This is a genomic window from Tepidiforma sp. (assembly GCF_034433535.1).
Lineage (GTDB): Bacteria > Chloroflexota > Dehalococcoidia > Tepidiformales > Tepidiformaceae > Tepidiforma.
In genome coordinates, this window is record NZ_DAOUAO010000102.1 from 14,044 (window position 1) to 32,174 (window position 18,131).

Consider the following 18,131-nt stretch of genomic DNA (forward strand, 5'->3'; position numbering starts at 1 on the left):
TGGCCGGGCAGCGGGGCGGTGTCGAACTACTGGCGGGACTGGTCGATGATCTCTTCGGCGGCGCGGATGATGGCCTCGGGGTCGTCGAGGGCATCGCCGCCCTCGTCCGGCCGAATCGGCGTGGGTGGCGTTTCGAGGTAGGTGCAGTAGCGGCAGGCGCTGGAGGAGCCGACGAGCGCCAGGGCGAAGTGGGAGAAGGTGCGGCCGCAGTTCGTGACGCGGGCGGGTCGCACGCGCGCCCGGCGCTCAGCGCGGGGCTTCTTCGCGGGTTTTGCCTTCGGGATGCCCCCAGCGATGCCCCCACCCGGTCCGCGCGATTCCCGGCTGGCCAGGTACATGTTGAGCAGGTAGACGAAGAACGGCAGCGCCAGGAGGAGGAAGAAGAGCACCGACTGGAGCATGGCTGTAGTGTAGCCGATTCGCAAAACGCGATGGTGAACGGGGGCTGAGAATCAGCGATTTTCGAGCTGGCCCTGGCTGCGCAGCTCGAGCAGGGCCTCCCGCCATGCCTCGAGGGTGTGGGCCATGTCGGCCTCGCTGTGGGCGGAGCTGAGCATGCCGCCGGTGCCGAAGAGATGGACCCCGCGGTTGATGAGCGCGAGCTGGAGCAGGCGGGCGCGCTCGGTGGGGAACGGCGCGGCGAGGACCCCGGGGGGGAGGTCACGCCCGTCGGTGTCAGCGGCGGGCGGGAGCTCGTCGCCCGCGAGGTGGACGCGGAAGGCGGAGGACTGGCCGTAGACGACCCCGGGGATGGCCAGCTCGCGCAGGATGGTATTCATCCCGGCGCGGAGCGTGGCCGCAAGGCCGTCGGCGCGGCGCTGGTGGCTGCCGTCGGCGATTTCGCGCAGGCAGGCGACCCCGGCAGCGGCGGAGAGTGGGTTGGCGTTGAACGTCCCGGGGTGCCCGACCTTCTCGGTGCGAGGCCCGCCGCCGGGGAACTGGAGGTACTCGAGGAGGTCGCGGCGTCCGGCGACGGCGCCGCCCGGGAAGCCGCCGGCGAGGACCTTGGCGAGGGTGGTGAGGTCGGGGCGGACGCCCTCGAGCTGCTGGACGCCGCCGGGAGCCCAGCGGAAGCCGGTGACGACTTCGTCCATGATGAAGACGATGCCGTGGCGATTGCAGACTTCCTGCAGCTGGCGGAGGAAGCCGCGGGGAAGCGGGACCTGGCCGCTTGAGGCGCCGGCGGCTTCGACGATGCAGGCGCCGATATCGCCGCGGGCATCGATCGCGGCTTCGACGGCGGCGATCTCGGGCGGGACGACGGCGACGGAATCGAGCGTGGCGGCGGGGATGCCGGGCGGGGTGCGGCCCGCGTAGCTGGAAGCAGGGACCACGTAGTCGTGCCAGCCGTGGAAGTGGCGTTCGAACTTGACGACGCCGGGGCGGCCGGTGGCTGCCCGGGCGAGCCGGAGCGCCATGAGGGTGGCTTCGGTGCCGGAGCTGGTGAAGCGGACCACCTCGGCGGAGGGAACGAGGCGGATGACCTCTTCGGCCCAGGCGATCTCGTGTTCGTGGCTCGCGCCGTAGTGGGTGCCGCGGGCGAGCTGCGCGGCGGCGGCAGCGGCGATGGCAGGGTGATTGTGCCCGAGGAGGAGCGCGCCATGGCCGACCACGTAGTCGACCAGGCGGTGGCCATCGACGTCCCACTTGTAGGCACCCTCGGCGCGTTCGGCGTAGATGGGGAAGGGGCGGAGGAAGCGGCTGTCGTGGGTGACGCCGCTGGGCAGCACGCGGGAGGCGCGTTCGTAGAGCGCGCGCGAGGTCGGATGGCGTTCGATGTAGGCCTGCTCGATGGACATGCCCGGATGATAGCGGCTTTCCCCGAGGGTGCCCGGCGGGTAGATTGGGTCGCGCGGAGATGGCGGACCAGTCGATTCTGCAGCCCGGCAATCTGTTGATGGTGCAGGAGCGGGAGCGCTACCTGGCGGGGCTGTTCCGGCGGGTCGGGTGGCATTCGCTGGCGCACCTGCGGGCCTTCGAGGCGGGCTGTTCGACCGGCTACAACCTGCGGATGCTGGTGCAGTGGGGGGCGCGGCCGGAGCACCTCGCCGGGCAGGACCTGGACGGCGAGGCGGTGCGCTACTTCCGCTCGCGCTCGCCGGAGATCCGGGTGCACGAGGGGAGCGCCGAGCGTGTGCCGGAGCCGGACCAGGCGTTCGACCTTTCGCTGGCGTTCACGCTGTTCAGCTCGGTGCCGGACGAGGACGTGGCACAGCGGATCGCGGCCGAGGTGGTGCGGGTGACGCGGCCGGGGGGGCTGATCCTGGTGTACGACATGCGGCGGCGGAACCCCCGGAACCCGAAGGTGCACCCGGTCTCGGCCGAGGATGTGCGCCGGTGGTTCCCGCGCTGCCCCATGCGGGTGAAGACGCTGACGCTGGCGCCCCCGATTGCCCGGGCCATCGGCCGGTTCGCGCCCTGGCTGTACGGGCCGCTGGCAGCGGTGCCGCTGCTGCGCACACACGCGCTCTACGTGCTGCGGCGCCCGGGCGCTCTGACGCCGTTCCCGAGCATCAGCGGGAGTGAGGACCAGGGGCCGTGAAATCCCCGGGAAACTGCTGGTAGACAGGGCTCGCCGGGTTGGGCAGAGTGAGATGGCCGGGACGTAAGCGCGCCGGATAGACAGAGCTTCTATCTATGGTAGTCTAGGAGAGCGCTATGGCTCAGTGGGATGTCGCGATTGTTGGCGGAGGCCCGGGCGGCTATGTGGCAGCGATTCGGGCGGCCCAGCTGGGCCTCAAGACGGTCCTGTTCGAGAAGGAGCGGGTTGGCGGGCTGTGCCTCAACTGGGGGTGCATCCCCAGCAAGGCGATCCTGAAGAACGCGGACGTGGTGAATGCGGTGCGGGAGGGGACGAAGTGGGGGCTGCGCGGGGCCGAGGGGGTGTCGTTCGACTTCGGAGCCGCGATCGACCGCAGCCGCGAGGTGGTGGAGAAGATTGTCGGCGGGGTGGAGCTGCTGCTGCGCGACAACGGGGTGGAGGTGGTGACCGGGGAGGCGTCACTGGCGGGGCAGGGCCAGGTTCGCTGCGGAGACAGGCAGTTCGCGGCGCGGAACGTGGTGATCGCGACCGGCGCGAGCACGCGCGTGCTGCCGGGGATGGAACCCGACGGTGAAGTGGTCATCACCAGCCGTGAGGCGCTCGCCCGGCGGGAGGCGCCGCAGCGGGCGGTAATTATCGGCGGTGGTCCGGTGGGGGTGGAATTTGCGCACGCGTGGGCGAGCTACGGGAGCGAGGTGACGGTGGTCGAGCTGCTGCCAACGCTGCTCCCCCAGGAGGACCCGGAGATCGGGAGGCTGCTAAAGCGCAGCTTCGAAGCGCGCGGCATCCGCTGCCTGACCGGGACGAAGGTGGAGCGCGTGGAGCGCACCAGCGCGGGTGCGGCGGTCCATGTCTCGGGCGGCGATGGCGAGCAGCGAGTTGAAGGCGATGTGGTTCTGCTGGCGGTGGGGTTCGTACCGCACACCGGGGGCCTCGGGCTCGAGGCGGCGGGTGTGGACACCCACCGCGGATTCATCGAGATCGACGGGCGGATGCGGACGAATGTGCCGGGCATCTTCGCCGTGGGCGATGTGACCGGGAAGCTGATGCTTGCCCATGTGGCCTCGCAGCAGGGCGTGCTCGCTGTGGAGCACATCGCCGGGATCGAGCGCCCCGAGCCGGACTATGTGCAGATGCCGCGGGCGACCTTCTGCCAGCCGCAGGTCGGGTCGATTGGCTACACGGAGCAGGCCGCGCACGAGGCGGGGTACACCGTGCGCACCGGGCGGTTCCCCCTGACGGCGCTGGGGAAGGCGGTGGCCGCCGGGCACACGGAAGGCTTCGTGAAGGTGGTGGTGGACGAGCCGACCGGGCAGGTGCTCGGCATCCACATGATTGGGCACGACATCAACGACCTCCTCGGTGAGGCGACGATGATCGCGGTGCTGGAGGCGACATCGGTGGAGGTGGGGTTCGCCGTGCACGCGCACCCCACGCTGCCCGAGGCGCTTAAGGAGGCCGCCCTGGCGGCGGACGGCGAGGCGATCCACGTGGTGCGGCGGCGCGCGGCGCCGCAGGAAGGAGCTGTGACGCGATGACGTCAGGAGTCGAGCATCGGCTGATTGAGGAGCTGGGGGCGGAACGGCTCGGGATGTTCCTCTACCAGATGGTGCTGATCCGGCGCTTCGAGGAGAAGTGCGGCGAGCTGTACACCAAGGGAAAGATTCGCGGGTTCCTGCACCTGTACACCGGCCAGGAAGCGTGCGCGGTCGGGTCGATCGCCTGCCTCGAAGAGCGCGACAAGATCCTGACGCACTACCGCGACCACGGTCACGCGCTGGCCTGCGGGCTCGACCCCAACCGGGTGATGGCGGAGCTCTTCGGCAAGGCCACGGGTGTGGCAGGCGGACGCGGCGGCTCGATGCACCTGTACGACGTGGAGAAGGGCTTCCTCGGCGGGTACGCCATCGTGGCGGCGCACCTGCCGCTGGCGGTCGGGCTTGGGGTCGCCGCGCAGATGAAGGGCGAAGACTTCGTGACCCTGTGCATTTTCGGCGACGGCAGCGTCGGCGAGGGTGAGTTCCACGAGGCGCTCAATATGTCGGTGCTCTGGAAGACGCCGACGATCTTCTTCTGCGAGAACAACCTCTACGGGATGGGGGTGCCGCTGCAGGAGTCGCTTTCGACCGAGATCCCGAAGCTGGCGGCGGCCTACAACATGCCGGCCGTTTCCGTGGATGGGATGGACGTGCTGGCGGTGTACGACGCAACGCGGACGGCGGTGGAGCATGCCCGCAGCGGCAAGGGCCCGTATTTCATCGAGGCGATGACCTACCGCTACCGCGGGCATTCGATGGCGGACCCGGAGCTCTACCGGGTGAAGGAGGAGATCGAACAGGCGCGCAAGCGTGACTGCATCGAACGGCTCAAGACGCAAATGATGGAGGCCGGGATGCTGGATGCGGACGGCTTCGCCGAGCTCGAGGCGCGGGTGGAAGCCGTGGTGAACGAGGCGGTGGACTACGCCGAACGGAGCCCGCAGCCGGCGCTGGAGACGCTCTTCGACCACCTGTACAAGGAGGATTCGGATGCCTGAGATGCGCATGCGCGATGCCCTGCGCGAGGCGCTGCGGGAGGAGATGCTCAGGGACGAGCGGATCTTTCTGATGGGCGAGGACATCGGGAAGTACGGCGGTTCGTACGCGGTCACGCGGGGGCTGCTGGAGGAGTTCGGGGAGAAGCGGGTGCGCGACACGCCTATCGCCGAATCGGCGATTGTGGGAATCGGCATCGGCGCCGCGATGGGCGGCATGCACCCGATGGTTGAGCTGATGACCATCAACTTCAGCTTCCTCGCGCTGGACCAGATCGTGAATAACGCGGCGAAGCTGCTGCACATGTCGAACGGGCAGATCAACGTGCCGCTGGTGATTCGCATGGCGAGCGGCGGCGGCTCCCAGCTGGCGGCGACGCACAGCCACAGCCTCGAAGGGCTCTACGCCCATTTCCCGGGGCTGAAGGTGGTGTGCCCTTCGACGCCGGCCGACGGGAAGGGGCTGCTGAAGCGGGCGTTCCGCGACCAGAACACGGTGATTTTCATCGAGCACACGGCCAACTACGGCCTGCGCGGGGAGGTCCCGGACGATCCGGACTTCCTGGTCGAGTTCGGCGTGGCGAACGTGCTGCGCGAGGGCACCGACGTGACGATCGTGGGGTACAGCGGGAGCGTGCACCAGGCGCTGCGGGCGGCGCTGCTGCTCGAACAGCAGGAGGAGATCAGCGCCGAGGTGATCGACCTGCGCACCCTGCGCCCGCTGGATATCGACACCGTGGTGGCTTCCGTGAAGAAGACCAACCGCGCGGTGATCGTGGAGGACGCCTGGAAGTTCGGCGGGTTCGGCGGCGAGCTGGCCGCGCAGATCATGGAGCGCGCGTTCGACTGGCTGGACGCCCCGGTGGCGCGGGTGGCCTGCAAGGATGTGCCGCTCCCGTACAATCGCAACTTGGAGTTTTACGCGCTGCCTTCGGAAGAGGACGTCGTCGAAGCGGTGCTCGGGATGTTCAAGGAGTAGCCGGTGGCCATCAATGTGACGATGCCCCAGATGGGGGCGGACATGGTCGAAGGGACGCTGGTGAAGTGGCTGAAGCAGCCCGGGGACGTGGTGAAGCGGGGGGACGTGATCGCGGAAATCGAAACCGACAAGGCGACGGTTGAACTGGAGGCGTTCGAATCGGGGACCATCCTGAAGCTGGTGGCGCAGGAAGGGGAGGTGGTTCCCGTCGGGGACGTTATTGCGATTCTCGGGGAACCCAACGAGGCGGCGCCGGAGGTGGAGCGGAAGCCGGTTCCCCCGCCCGCGAAGCGCGAGATCGAGCCGGAGCTAAAGCAGACGGCGGCCCCGGCGCGGGAAGCTGAGCCTGAGCCCGCGGCCGCGGAAGTCGAGGAGATGGACGGGCGGGTCCGCATCAGCCCCGTGGCGCGGCGGATTGCGCGGGAGGCGGGGCTGGATGTGCGGGGGCTGCGGGGGAGCGGGCCCGATGGCCGCATCCTGCGCCGCGATGTGGAGGCGGCAATTGCGGCCATGCAGGCGCAAGCCCGGCCAGCAACGCGCCCGGCCCCGGCGGCGGCTGCCCCGGCGCCGACGCCTCCACCCGCCCCGCCTGTCGCGCCGGCGGCGCAGCCTGCCGCAACGGGCGAGCTGGCGGAGCTCTCGAAGATCCGGAAGGCCATCGCCCACCGGATGACGCTCTCGAAGCAGACGCAGCCCCATTACTACCTCACGCTCGACGTCGACATGACGGCAGCGATGGCGTTCCGGGCTCAGCTGAACGCGGCACTGCCCGAGGGTCAGCGGGTGACGGTGAACGACCTCATTGTCAAGGCGTGCGCCCTGGCGCTGGCGCGGCACCCGAAGTTCAATGCGGAGTTCAGCGAGGAAGGGCTCCGCCTGCACGAGCGGATCAACATCTGCATCGGTATCGCGCTGGATGAGGGGCTGATCGCCCCGGCGCTGCTGGATTGCCAGGAGAAGTCGCTCGGGCGGATCGCGCTGGAAAGCAAGGACCTCATCGAGCGGGCGCGGGCCGGGCGCCTGACGGCCGCCGAGTACGGCGAGGGCACGTTCACCATCACGAACCTCGGCGCCTACGGGGTGGAGACCCTCATCGGGATTATTAACCCGGGCCAGGCCGCAATCCTCGGCGTTGGCTCCGTCATGCCGAAGCCGGTGATCGTTAATGGCGAGATTGCGGTGCGCGAGGTGATGAAGATCGCGCTCAGCGCCGACCACAGGGTGACGGACGGCGCCGAGGGTGCGCGATTTATCAAGGAGATCCAGGCGATCCTGGAGCAGCCGGCCAGCCTGGCCCTGTGAGACGACCGCGGCCTGCGGCTAATCGAGCCGGTCGCGGGGGATGCGGATGAGCCCTTCCTGCGCGACGGATGCGATGCGCAGGCCGTTGGGCGTCCAGATCGAGCCGAAGATCAGGCCGCGGGCGTGGCGCGCCACGGGGCTTTCGCTGGCGTAGAGGACCCAATCGTCGAAGCGCACCTGGCCGTGGAACCAGACCGCGTGGTCGAGGCTGGCCGACATGCGGCGGCCCCAGGTCAGGCCGTGGGGGCGGGCGGCGGTGGAGAGCAGGGTGCGGTCGCTGGCGTAGGTGAGCACGGCGGCGTGGATGAGGGGGTCATCCGGGAGCTGGCCGTTGGGGCGCATCCAGATGCGGCGGCGGGCAGGCTGACGCTCGCCGGGGAGGTCGGGGTCGACGACGCGGATTTCGATGGGCTGGGAGCGACGCCGCCGTTCGGAATCCTCGAGCAGTTCGCCGCGGACATCCTCCCAGTCGGGCAGGCCGTCAGGCGGCGGCGCCGAGGGCATCACATCCTGGTGAGCGATGCCGTCTTCCGGCCGGGCGAAGGAGGCTGAGAGGTCGAAGATTGCCTCGCCGCCCTGGTAGGCGACCACGTGGCGGGTGGAGAAGGTGCGCCCATCGCGGATGCGGTCGACGACGAAGCGGATGGGCACATCGTGGGTGCCGCCCTTGAGGAAGTAGGCGTGCAGGGAGTGGATGTAGCCGGCCCCGGGCTCGAGGGTGAGGCCGGCGGCCATGACCGACTGGGCGGCGACGTGACCACCAAACAGGCGACCGGTGCCGGGCCCGGGGTCGCCGAGGAAGAGGTCGCGGTCGAGGCGCTGGAGCTGAAGGTTGGAGAGGAGGACTTCGAGGGCGCGCGAGCGGGTCACGGGAGATACTCCAGTGGCACGGGTGGATTGGCGAGGGGGCGGGCGGCGATGGCCATGAGGATCATGAGGTTGTCATCGCCGGCGATGCGGTTTTCGTGGAGGGTGCCGCAGGACTTGCAGCGGTGGATGAGCATCCACTCGCCGCCCTGGGCGACGAAGACGGCGAGGGGCTCCATAGGCCCGCCGCAGGCCGCCTTGCGGTCGCCAGGGAAGTTATCGACGTGGCGGCTCCAGAGGCACTGGTTGCAGTGGTTGCGCTGGGTGGTGCCGAAGGCGAGGGTATCGACGGTGGCGCGGCACTTGATGCAGCGGAAGGTCTCGGGTTCGGGCATGGGATGGTGGTGAGCGTAGCGCGGGCCGGGATTATGGTCAGCGGAGGCGCCGCCCCATGACGTAGAACGGCCAGCCGCCGGCGGTGAACGTCATCTCGCAGAGGTAGTCGAAGCCGAGGCGATGGTAGAGCCGGTGGGCCTCGCTGTCGGTACGGGTGGAGAGGACGGCGGTGCGCTCGCGGCGGCCGCGCAGGAGCGCTTCGAGCAGGGCTGTGCCGATGCCGCGCCGCTGGGCGGAGGGGTGGACGGCGAGCTCGACCACCTCGTAGCTTTCGGCGAGCCAGGCGCTCGCGGCGGCCGGCCCGATCCAGCGGGCGACGGCATCGTGCCACCACTGTCCTTCTTCGCCGCGGTAGCCATAGGCCATGCCGCAGACGGCGCCGTTGTCTTCGGCGATGAGGAAGCGGAACCCGGTGCGAAAGCGGTGCGTATCGCGAATGCGGGCGGAGACCTCGCGCCCGCGGTCGAGGTCGCGGTACGGCGGGAGGGCGAAGGCATCGGCGTAGACGGCAATGGCCCCCTCGAAGAGGGGGCCAAGCGGTTCGATTTCGCGGACCCGGACGTGGGTGGCGGTCACCGGTCAGCCGCGGTACTGGGTTTTGCCGCCGACGCGGTCCTTATTGAGCCGCTTGTTGAGGTGGAGCCCCTCAAGGATGAACTCGAGCGCGGCAGCGGTCTCGGCGTCGCTGCGGCCGGTGCGCACCTTCTCAATGGCGGGCATGAGGCCCTCGATCTGGCGGGCGACGGCGGCGTGCTCGCTGCTGGGGACCATATCGCCGACTTCGACGGCGACGCCGGCTTTGAAGCGGTTGACGACCTGTTCGAGTTCGCCGAGGTTGTAGTAGCGGTTGAAGACGGCAACGACCGCACCCTGGATGAGCTTTTCGATGATCTGGTCTTCGCGGCCGTCTTCGACGGTTTCGAATTCGACCTTGCCGGAGAGGGCGGGGACGACGTAGGGGAGGTCGCTGACGCGGGGAACGACGACGTCTTCGCCGGTGACGATGGACCGGCGGAGGGCGTTGGCGAGCATGGATTCGTAGTTGGCGATGCTGGCGCGGACGCTGACGCCGGAGCGCTGGTTGATATCGGGGCTGCGCCGGGCGAGGCGGCTAATTTCGGCGATGATCTCTTTCATGTACTGGGGCACGTGGACATCGAAATCGGCCGGGACGGGATGGTGCTCGGCCTCCATGATGTCGATTTCGTGTTCGATGCGCGTGGGGTAGTGGGTGCGGACCTGTGCGCCGTAGCGGTCCTTGAGCGGGGTAATGATGCGGCCGCGGTTCGTGTAGTCCTCCGGGTTCGCGCTGGCCACGATAAAGACATCGAGCGGGAGGCGGATGCGGTAGCCGCGAATCTGGACGTCGCGCTCCTCCATGATGTTGAGGAGGCCGACCTGGATGCGCTCGGCGAGGTCGGGGAGTTCGTTGATGCAGAAGATGCCGCGGTTGGTGCGCGGGATGAGGCCGTAGTGAATGGTCAGCTCATCGCTCAGGTAGCGGCCTTCGGCGACCTTGATGGGGTCGACCTCGCCGATGAGGTCGGCGATGGTGATATCGGGGGTGGCGAGCTTCTCGCCGTAGCGGCGCTCGCGGGGGAGCCACTCGAGCTCGGCGTCGTCGCCCTTCTCCGCGATGATGTCGCGCCCCTGCTGGGTGATGGGGGCGAAGGGGTTCTCGGGGATTTCGCAGCCGGCGAGGACCGGGGTCTCCTCATCGAGGAGGGAGGTGAGGGAGCGGATGATGCGGGATTTCGCCTGGCCGCGTTCACCGAGGAAGATGATGTCCTGCCCGGCGAGGATGGCGTTGACAATGTGGGGGATGACGGTGTCCTCGTAGCCGTAGATGCCGGGGAAGAGGGGTTCGCCGGCGCGAATCTTGGCGATGAGGTTCTTGCGCATCTCTTCGCGCACGGGAAGGACGCGGTAGCCGGAGGCGCGGAGTTCTCCGACTGTGCGAGGCCGTTCGAGTGTTGTCACTGGTGTCCCACTCCCCCTGGAAGTTGCCCGGCCGTTGCCGGCTGCCGCAGTGCTGGTGCGGCGAAGCGCCCGTGCTCAGATTCGGGCCCGTGAGCTCATCATAGGTTGCCCCCCAAGCGTGTCAACCGAAGGTGAGCGGGGCCACGGAGGGGTTCAGGCGAGGTCAAGGAGGCGGTCGAGCTCGGCGAGGCGCCCCGGGGTGTTGGCGTTGCGGAAGCTGCGGAGGTCGGGGTCGACCGGGAGGAGGTCGGGTTCGGTCGGCCAGGAGACGCGGAGGCCGCGATAGGCGGCGAGAATGCGCAGCCCGCCGGAGCGGATTTCGACGGCGCGCCGGAACGGGTCGCGGCAGTCAGCCGGGCGATAGACGGCGGTGAGCGGCTGGGGGAAGCCGCCGATGCGGGGGCAGACGACGTCGGCGGCCTCGTCGCGGGCGATGTCGGCGAGGCGGGCGACGAGGGCGGGGCGCAGGAGGGGGATGTCGCAGGAGGCGGCGAAGGCCAGCTCCGCATCGGCGGCCTCGAAGGCGGTGGCGAGCCCCGCGAGGGGGCCGAGACCCTCGTCGCGGTCTTGGATGACCTCGACCGGGACGGACACGGTGAGCGCGGGGAGCTGCTGGCCGCGGGCCGAGACGACCAGGATGGATTCGACCGCCGGGGCAACGGCATCGGCGACCCACTGCAGGAGGGGCCGCCCGCGGAGGGGCGCGGAGGCCTTGTCGCGACCGAAGCGGGTGCTGCGGCCGCCGGCCAGGATGACCGCGATGAGCCGGTGGGTCATGGGGCAAGGCCGTAAGATCGCGAGGATGGACGTGCTCGAAGCATTCGGGCTGGCACCGGGAGCGATCGTGGCGGCCGTGGGCGGTGGCGGCAAGACGAGCCTGGTGTTCTGGTTTGCGGGCGCGGCACGTGCTGCCGGGCTGGAGGCCGTCGTGACCACGACGGTGAAGTTCACGCCGCCGGCCGGGGGCCCGATGCCGCCTCTGGTGGAGGCTGAACCAGGCGCGGCCGTCGCGGCAGCCGCCGACGGGCTCGCCAGGTACGGGGCGGTCACGCTGATCTCCGGCCGCGGTGAGCGGGGGAGGATGCTGGGCTTCGCGCCGGAGGTGGTCGAGGCGCTCGGGGGGCCCCGCCGCATCGTCGCGGTCGAGGCAGATGGGTCGGCCCACCGGCCGTTCAAGGCGCCGGCCGAGCATGAGCCGGTCGTGCCGGCCGGGGCGACGGACGTCGTGGTTTGTGTTGGGCTGTCCGTGCTGGGGAGACCGCTCGACGGCCGGTGGGTGCACCGCCCGGAGCGGGTCGCGCGGCTCGCCGGGCTCTGCAACGGGATGCCGGTAACCGAGGAGGCGATCGCGCGGGTCGTGCTGCACCCCGAGGGCGGGCACAAGGGCGTGCCCCCAAGGGCGCGGCTGCATGCCCTCCTGAACCAGCCGGTAGACCTGAGGCGGGCGCGGGCGCTGGCCGAACTGCTCGTGGCTGGCGGGGCCGAAACGGTGGTCGTCGCGGCGGCGCACGAGGGTCGGGTGCTGGAGGTTGTGCGGGCATGAAGTGGTTCCGGCGCAGACCGCGCATCACCGATGAGATTTATGGCAACCTGATGACCTCGTTCGGGCGGGTGGTGGACCGGGACCCCCTCGTGAAGCACCCGGCGGCGGCGCTGGCCGAGCGGGTGGCCGCCGATGGCGCGGGGCTGGTGGCCGAGCTGGACCGGGGCATGTACCCGGGCGCGACCCTCTACCACCTGCGCCTGCTCGCGGGGGCGTGGATCATGGCGCGCGAGGGCACGGTCCCGCTGCAGACCGCGGAGGTGTTCGAAGAGGCGCTGGTCTGGCGCTTCGAACCGGTGCACCGGGGCGGCGGCGAGCTTGCGCGGCGGCTTTCGCGGCTGGCACGGGGCGAAGGCCCACGGGAAGGGCTCCAGCCGGGAAGCTGACCCGCAATGCAAACGAAACATGCTGGACATCGGGCAGAAACGGGCCGGGCCGAGACTGGGCGCATGGGAGTCACGCGTTCGATCCGGGTGGTGTTGCCGGACCGGCCGGGTGCGCTGGCGGCCATCGCGACGGCGCTGGCTGCGCACCGGGTGGACATCGTCCGGCTGGAGGTCGTTTCGCACGAGGGCGCTGCAGCGGTCGACGACCTGCTGCTCGAAGCCGACAGCGCGGAGGCGATCGGTTCGGCTATCGGGGCATTCTGGCCGGAGGTGGTCGTGCGAACGTTCGAGACCTCGTCCGGGGATGGGGTGTGCGAGGCGGCGCGGACGCTGGCGGAGATGGCTGCGGCCGATTCGGGGTGGACGGCCCGGAGGGCGCTGATCGGCGGCGCGCTGCGCCTCTGCCGCGCAGAGCGCGGGGCGATCCTGCGCCGTATCGATACCGGCGCCTGGGTGCCGGTAGCCGGGTTGCCGGCGACAGCAACGGTGAGCCCGGGCTGCCCCGCCCCGGCGCTGGATCTCCGGGGCGAATCGGCCCAGGCGTTTGCCGGGACGGCGGAGTGGTTCCCGGGGCCGCTGGGCGAAGCGCTCGGTTCGGCCTGGGTGGCGGTGGCCCCTCTGGCGGACAACGAAGTGCTGGCTGCCGGTCGGCGCCTCAACATCCCGTTCTGTACGGGAGAGCTGGAGCGACTCTCGGCCCTGTGCGCCGGCGGGAGGGGCGTCCTCGAGCTCCTCGAGGGGACGGGCCGGGCGTCCTAGGGCGCCCGCAGGCAGGCTTCGACCACGCGCGCGCAATCGAGCATTTCCGGGATGACGAGGTACTCCTCGCGGGTGTGCTGGTTGTAGCCGCCGCGGCCGATGACGACCGAGGCGATGCCGTGCCCGCGGAAGACGTTGCCATCGGTGCCGCCGCCGACGGGGTGCGGATTGGGTTCGAAGCCGAGGGAGCGGAGGACAGGGTAGAGCAGCCGGACCGCAGGGTCGTCGGGTTCGAGGCGGTAGCCGGGGTAGGCAAGGCGAACAGCCCCTTCGATGCGGGCGCCGGGGTGTCGACGCCGGACCTCGTCGAGGTGGACGGCAACGCGGGTGGCCAGCGTCTCGGCCCTCTCCTGGACCATGGAGCGCAGTTCGCCCTGGACGAGGCAGGAGTCGGGGACGGCGTTGCGGACGAGGCCGCCGCGGATAACGCCGACGTTGCCGGTGGTTTCGGGGTCGAGACGGCCCTGGGGGAGGCCCGAGACGATCTCAGCGGCAATGGTGATGGCGGGGATGCCCTTCTCCGGTTCGAGGCCGGCGTGGGCACTGCGGCCGTGGACTTCGATGTCGTAGGTGTAGTGATAGGGGGCCTGGCCCTGGATGCTGGATGGCGGCCCTCCGCTATCGATCACGATGGCGACCCGGGCGGTGATGCGCGAGTAGTCCATGTTGGCCGCGCCGATGAGCCCGACCTCTTCGCCGCGGCTGATGGCGACTTCGACGGGCCGGTGCGGACCGCCGGCTTCGAGCAGCGACTGGATTACTTCGAGGATGACCGCACAGCCGGCCTTGTTGTCGGCGCCGAGGATGGTGGTGCCATCGCTGCGGATGATGTCGGGCCCGTCCCAGGTGGGGCGGATGCCGCGCCCGGGTTCGACGGTATCCATGTGGGCGGAGAGGAGCACGGGTTCGCCGGTGCCCTCGAGGCGTGCGAGCACGTTCCCGGCGGCGTCCTGCGCGGCCTGGAGGCCAAGTGCCCGCAGGCGGTGCTCGAGCTCGGCGGCGATGCGGTCTTCTTCGCCCGAGGGGGAGTCGATAGCGACGAGGTCGAGGAACGTCTGCACGATGCGGTCGCGAGTAATCACCGGTGGGCTCCTGGCGGGAAGGCTGGGCAGGGCGCCCGCGGCTACAGGATAGGCAAGGCGGGGCGTTTGAGAATTTCGTGTGACGTTAACGACCGGTTCACCGGGGGACGGTATGGTGGGGACATGACGACGCTTGTTGTGGACCGGGAGCTTCGGCTCGAAGTGGCATTCAATGTGCGGCACCTCGGCGGCTACCGGGTGGCGGATGGGCGGGTGACGCGCGACGCGGTGGTGCGGTCGGCGAGCCTGCATCGGCTGACCGAGCGCGGCGTTGAGCAGCTGCGCGAGCACGAGGTGTTGACCATCGTGGACCTGCGCTCTGATGAGGAGCGGGCGCGGGATGTGACGCCGGAAGTGGAGCGGTTCGGCATCCGCGCGGTGCACGCGCCGGTCTTCCAGCACGACGCATCGCCGGTTGGGCTCGGGCAGGAGTTCCCCGGGTTCGCCCGGGTGTACCAGCTGTTCCTGGAGATTGGCGCGACGGCCTATCGGACCCTGTTCGAGACGGTCGCGGAGGCTGACGGGCGCGTGCTGTTCCACTGCGCAGCCGGGAAAGACCGGACCGGGGTGGCCGCAGCGCTCTTCCTCGACCTGGCGGGGGTCGATGAGGCGGCTATCGTGGAGGATTACTCGGTGACCGAGCGGCTTCTTGCCCCGCTGCGGGAGCAGTGGCTGCCGCAGATGCGGGAGAGGGGCTACGACGAGGCCAAGGCCGCGGTGCTGCTGGCTGCGCCGCCGGAAGACATGGCCGGGACGCTTAAGTACCTGCGGGAGCGGTACGGTTCGGCGGAGGGGTACCTGCGGGAAATCGGCGTGAGCGCCGATGCCATCTCGGCGGTGCGGGCGAAGCTCATCGCGTAGCGTCGCCGCGCAGGCGGGCGAGTTCCTCTTCGAGTTCCCGCAGGCGCCGCCGGGTTTCGCGGTCATGCTCGAACCGCCCGGTGATGTCCCGCGGGTGGGCGAGCAACCCGACGGGTGACCCCTCCGGGGCGTGGACGATGGCGAAGGTCATCGCGATCGAAAGCTCTGAACGACCCGCCCGGGCGCGCGGGTAGCCAGGGCGCGGCCGCGATAGTGGATATCGCCGGCTGCGAGTGCGCGGTCGCAGGCGGCCCAGTGGGCGTCACGGAAGCGGGGCGGGATGCTGATGTTGAGGCCGCGGCCGATCGCTTCGCTCGCAGGGATGCCGAAGCGCGACTCCGCGGCGGGGTTCCACGCCTGGATGACGCCATCGGTCCCGGCGAAGATGACGGCATCCGGCGCCTGGTGGTGGAGCAGGGCGAGCAGCTCTGATTCGACCATGGGGAACCTCCCGCGGACGGTCCGGAGAGCGTACGCCCCGGGCGAAGAATTCTCCAGCGAACTTCACGCGAAAGGGCCCCATGCATGCCTGCATGGGGCCGCTGCGTTCGGCGGAGACGGTAGCCGCTACTCGGCCTTTGCCGCCTTCTTCGCGGCGTAGTGCTCGTCGCGGGTTTCGCGGAAGGACCACGGCACCTTGAAGCTGGAGAGATCGGTGATCTGCTTCCAGTGGGCCTCGAACCAGTCGGCGTCCTTGAACTCGTGGGGGTCGTAGGAGACGCCGTCGTTGGTGACGATCGCGATGCGGGAGTAACGGCCGCCGGAGGCGGCGATGCAGATGCCGCTCTCTTCGCACTGGGGCGAGCAGAGGTAGGTGACCGCGGGAGCGACGTGCTCGGGGGCCATGACGACTGCGCGCTCGGGGTCGTTGGGGTCACGGCCCATGAGGTTGGCGGTCATGCGGGTTTGGGCAGCCGGGGCGATGAGGTTGACGTTGATGTTGTACTTCTCGCCCTCGAGCTTGAGGACGTTCATCAGGCCATACATGGCCGCCTTGGCGGCGCCGTAGTTGGCCTGGCCGAAGTTGCCGATAAGGCCGGAGGTGCTCGTGGCCATCACGAAGCGGCCATACGACTGCTGGCGGAAGACGGGCCAGGCGTGGTGGGCGAGGTTGTAGCACTGCTTGAGGTGGACCCGGATGACGAGGTCCCAGTCCTGCTCGGACATGTTGTGGATGGTGACATCGCGGAGGATGCCGGCGTTGGCGACGACCGCATCGAGGCGGCCCCAGGTGTCGACCGCCTGCTTGACCATGTTGTAGCAATCTTCGTAGGAGCCCACGTCGCCGCCGTTGGCGATCGCTTCGCCGCCGAGGGCCTTGATTTCGTTGACGACCTGCTGGGCGGGGGTGTCGTCGTGACCCTCGCCGGAGACGGAGCCGCCGTAGTCGTTGACGATGACTTTGGCGCCGTGCTTCGCCAGGTCGATGGCGTAGGCGCGGCCGAGGCCGCGGCCGGCGCCGGTGACGAGGACGACCTGGCCATCGAGACGAACTGCCATGAGGTGATTCCTCCAGGAAATCGGATATGCGAGCGCATCCTACGCCATCAGCGGCGTTGGAGCGCTACGGCCGGGCCGCTGGCTACTTGGCTGCGACGGCGACCGACGAGCCGGTTTCGATGCCGACCCCGGAGAGCATGGCGTGGATCTTGCGGGCGTTTTCGATGATGCGCGCGGCCTCGTGGGTGACCGCCTGCTTGCCATCGCAGAGCGCCTCGGCGGGGTTGGAGTGGATATCGAACTCGATGCCGTGGGCGCCGGCCGCGATGAAGCCGTAGGTAACGCGCTCGACGAGGCGGCGGTCGCCGGAGGAATGGGACGGGTCGGCGATGAGCGGCAGGTGGGACTTCATCCGGACGAGGGGGATCATGGCGATGTCGGCGGCGAAGCGGGTCTCCGTCTCGAAGCTCTTGATGCCGCGATAGCAGAGGATGACGTTGCGGTTGCCCTCGCGCACGGTGCGGCGTTCGCGGTCGATGCCCGACATGATGTAGGCGGCGGCGCAGAGCCACTCGTTCATGTCGTTGCCGAAGCCGTGCTTGAGGACGACGGGCTTCTCGATTTGCGAGAGCTCCTCGAGGAGCGGGGAGTACTGGGCGCTGCGGGCGCCGACCTGGATGACGTCGATGCCGTAGTCCAGGAAGAGCTGGAGGTGGCGGAGGTCGATGAGCTCGGAGACGGTGGGCAGGCCGGTTTCGGCCTTCATCGCGGCAGCGATCTCGAGGCCCTTCTTGATGTCGAGGCCGCGGTAGTCGTAGGGGCTGGTTCGGGACTTGTCGACGAAGGCGCGGAGGACGTCAACACCGGCATCTTTCGCGATGCGGGCTGATTCGAGCGCCTGCTGCTCGGATTCGATGGCGCAGGGGCCCCCAAAGATGGTCAGGTGGGGCCCGCCGACGGGGACGCGGCCATCGATCCAGACGATGGTGTCTTCGTGGTGAAAGGTGCGGCTGGCGTCCTTGTATTTTTCGGTGATGCGGATGACCCGGTCGACGCCGGGGAGTTCGAGGATGCGACCTTCATCGACGATGGAGGCGACGCCTTTGACGCCGATGACGGTGGTGTTGGAGACGATGGTTTCGCAGCGAAGACCGTAATCCTGGACGATACGGTTGATTACGCGCTCGACCTGTTCGATGGTGGCGCCTTCGGCCATGTGGATGATCATAGGGCGGGTCCCGGGGATGTTATGTTGGCGCGATTATCCCGCGGGACCCGCCTACAGGCGATGCGCAATGCTGCCGTGGGCGCTCAGAAGAGGATGCTGGAGAGGCGGCGCTGGTATTCGCGGGTGATGGGCGAATCGAGGCCGAGGATATCGAAGACGGCGAGCATCGCCTTGCGGGCGGCGCCATCGGCGAAGGCGCGGTCGATGCGGACGGATTCGAGGAGCTCATCGAGGGCGTCGGTGTAGCGCTCCTGGGCGGCGAGCATGACGCCCCAGCGGTAGCGCGCGCGGGG

General features: G+C 69.4%; 22 protein-coding genes. 9 read left to right on the forward strand and 13 right to left on the reverse strand.

Annotated elements, in window-relative coordinates; genetic code table 11:
• Positions 1-26 precede the first annotated feature (26 nt).
• Positions 27-401 carry a hypothetical protein gene (locus VAE46_RS05525; protein ID WP_322795918.1) on the reverse strand — a complete coding sequence of 125 codons (375 nt, stop codon included), beginning with the start codon at positions 399-401 and terminating at the stop codon, positions 27-29.
• 51 nt (positions 402-452) lie between these two features.
• On the reverse strand, positions 453-1,799 hold the full coding sequence (locus VAE46_RS05530) for an aspartate aminotransferase family protein (protein WP_322795919.1): 1,347 nt from the start codon (positions 1,797-1,799) through the stop codon (positions 453-455).
• A gap of 59 nt (positions 1,800-1,858) precedes the next feature.
• Here VAE46_RS05530 and VAE46_RS05535 point away from each other — a divergent pair, with 59 nt between their 5' ends.
• The 5 genes from VAE46_RS05535 to VAE46_RS05555 all read left to right on the forward strand — a co-directional run bounded on the left by VAE46_RS05535 (position 1,859) and on the right by VAE46_RS05555 (position 7,356).
• On the forward strand, positions 1,859-2,542 hold the full coding sequence (locus VAE46_RS05535; protein ID WP_322795920.1) for a class I SAM-dependent methyltransferase: 684 nt from the start codon (positions 1,859-1,861) through the stop codon (positions 2,540-2,542).
• Between the two features lie 116 nt (positions 2,543-2,658).
• Positions 2,659-4,080, forward strand: a complete 1,422-nt coding sequence (lpdA, locus tag VAE46_RS05540; RefSeq protein WP_322795921.1) for a dihydrolipoyl dehydrogenase — start codon at positions 2,659-2,661, stop codon at positions 4,078-4,080.
• Positions 4,077-5,078, forward strand: coding sequence for a pyruvate dehydrogenase (acetyl-transferring) E1 component subunit alpha (gene pdhA, locus VAE46_RS05545; RefSeq protein WP_322795922.1), 1,002 nt, complete (start codon positions 4,077-4,079; stop codon positions 5,076-5,078). Before lpdA ends, pdhA begins: the two co-directional genes overlap by 4 nt.
• Positions 5,071-6,054 carry an alpha-ketoacid dehydrogenase subunit beta gene (locus VAE46_RS05550; RefSeq protein WP_322795923.1) on the forward strand — a complete coding sequence of 328 codons (984 nt, stop codon included), beginning with the start codon at positions 5,071-5,073 and terminating at the stop codon, positions 6,052-6,054. Before pdhA ends, VAE46_RS05550 begins: the two co-directional genes overlap by 8 nt.
• 3 nt (positions 6,055-6,057) lie before the next feature.
• Complete coding sequence (locus VAE46_RS05555) at positions 6,058-7,356, forward strand: dihydrolipoamide acetyltransferase family protein (RefSeq protein WP_322795924.1); 1,299 nt, start codon at positions 6,058-6,060, stop codon at positions 7,354-7,356.
• 18 nt (positions 7,357-7,374) lie between these two features.
• On the opposite strand, the gene VAE46_RS05560 is transcribed toward VAE46_RS05555, so the two are convergent.
• The 5 genes from VAE46_RS05560 to mobA all read right to left on the reverse strand — a co-directional run bounded on the left by VAE46_RS05560 (position 7,375) and on the right by mobA (position 11,316).
• Positions 7,375-8,226, reverse strand: coding sequence for an acyl-CoA thioesterase II (locus VAE46_RS05560; protein ID WP_322795925.1), 852 nt, complete (start codon positions 8,224-8,226; stop codon positions 7,375-7,377).
• Complete coding sequence (locus VAE46_RS05565; protein WP_322795926.1) at positions 8,223-8,558, reverse strand: RNHCP domain-containing protein; 336 nt, start codon at positions 8,556-8,558, stop codon at positions 8,223-8,225. Before VAE46_RS05565 ends, VAE46_RS05560 begins: the two co-directional genes overlap by 4 nt.
• A 37-nt stretch (positions 8,559-8,595) precedes the next feature.
• Positions 8,596-9,135, reverse strand: a complete 540-nt coding sequence (locus tag VAE46_RS05570; RefSeq protein WP_322795927.1) for a GNAT family N-acetyltransferase — start codon at positions 9,133-9,135, stop codon at positions 8,596-8,598.
• A 3-nt stretch (positions 9,136-9,138) separates the two neighbouring features.
• Entirely contained in the window at positions 9,139-10,539 is a 1,401-nt protein-coding gene (locus VAE46_RS05575) for a hypothetical protein (protein ID WP_322795928.1), read from the reverse strand.
• A gap of 153 nt (positions 10,540-10,692) precedes the next feature.
• Positions 10,693-11,316: a molybdenum cofactor guanylyltransferase gene (mobA, locus tag VAE46_RS05580; RefSeq protein ID WP_322795929.1), complete on the reverse strand. Its 624-nt coding sequence runs from the start codon at positions 11,314-11,316 to the stop codon at positions 10,693-10,695.
• A 25-nt stretch (positions 11,317-11,341) separates the two neighbouring features.
• Between mobA and yqeC the strand changes: the two genes are divergently transcribed.
• From yqeC to VAE46_RS05595, 3 genes are all read left to right on the forward strand, one after another.
• Positions 11,342-12,082 (forward strand): selenium cofactor biosynthesis protein YqeC, encoded by a 741-nt coding sequence (gene yqeC / locus VAE46_RS05585; RefSeq protein WP_322795930.1) that lies wholly within the window; start codon positions 11,342-11,344, stop codon positions 12,080-12,082.
• On the forward strand, positions 12,079-12,468 hold the full coding sequence (locus VAE46_RS05590) for a hypothetical protein (RefSeq protein ID WP_322795931.1): 390 nt from the start codon (positions 12,079-12,081) through the stop codon (positions 12,466-12,468). Before yqeC ends, VAE46_RS05590 begins: the two co-directional genes overlap by 4 nt.
• 63 nt (positions 12,469-12,531) lie before the next feature.
• Positions 12,532-13,227, forward strand: a complete 696-nt coding sequence (locus VAE46_RS05595) for an ACT domain-containing protein (protein WP_322795932.1) — start codon at positions 12,532-12,534, stop codon at positions 13,225-13,227.
• On the opposite strand, the gene VAE46_RS05600 is transcribed toward VAE46_RS05595, so the two are convergent.
• On the reverse strand, positions 13,224-14,309 hold the full coding sequence (locus tag VAE46_RS05600) for a M20/M25/M40 family metallo-hydrolase (protein ID WP_322795933.1): 1,086 nt from the start codon (positions 14,307-14,309) through the stop codon (positions 13,224-13,226). The two genes, VAE46_RS05595 and VAE46_RS05600, sit on opposite strands and share 4 nt — an antisense overlap.
• 123 nt (positions 14,310-14,432) lie before the next feature.
• On the opposite strand from VAE46_RS05600, the gene VAE46_RS05605 reads away from it, so the two are divergent.
• Complete coding sequence (locus VAE46_RS05605; protein WP_322795934.1) at positions 14,433-15,170, forward strand: tyrosine-protein phosphatase; 738 nt, start codon at positions 14,433-14,435, stop codon at positions 15,168-15,170.
• Here VAE46_RS05605 and VAE46_RS05610 read toward each other — a convergent pair.
• From VAE46_RS05610 to VAE46_RS05630, 5 genes are all read right to left on the reverse strand, one after another.
• Complete coding sequence (locus tag VAE46_RS05610; protein ID WP_322795935.1) at positions 15,160-15,321, reverse strand: hypothetical protein; 162 nt, start codon at positions 15,319-15,321, stop codon at positions 15,160-15,162. The two genes, VAE46_RS05605 and VAE46_RS05610, sit on opposite strands and share 11 nt — an antisense overlap.
• Positions 15,318-15,611 (reverse strand): PAS domain S-box protein, encoded by a 294-nt coding sequence (locus tag VAE46_RS05615; RefSeq protein WP_322795936.1) that lies wholly within the window; start codon positions 15,609-15,611, stop codon positions 15,318-15,320. The genes VAE46_RS05610 and VAE46_RS05615 overlap by 4 nt, the downstream gene beginning before the upstream one ends.
• 126 nt (positions 15,612-15,737) lie before the next feature.
• A complete protein-coding gene (locus tag VAE46_RS05620; RefSeq protein ID WP_322795937.1) occupies positions 15,738-16,670 on the reverse strand; it encodes an SDR family NAD(P)-dependent oxidoreductase in 933 nt (310 codons plus the stop codon).
• An 82-nt stretch (positions 16,671-16,752) separates the two neighbouring features.
• Complete coding sequence (locus tag VAE46_RS05625) at positions 16,753-17,826, reverse strand: hypothetical protein (RefSeq protein ID WP_322795938.1); 1,074 nt, start codon at positions 17,824-17,826, stop codon at positions 16,753-16,755.
• 95 nt (positions 17,827-17,921) lie between these two features.
• Positions 17,922-18,131, reverse strand: a 210-nt coding sequence (locus VAE46_RS05630; protein ID WP_322795939.1) for a tetratricopeptide repeat protein, incomplete at its 5' end; no start/stop codon positions are given.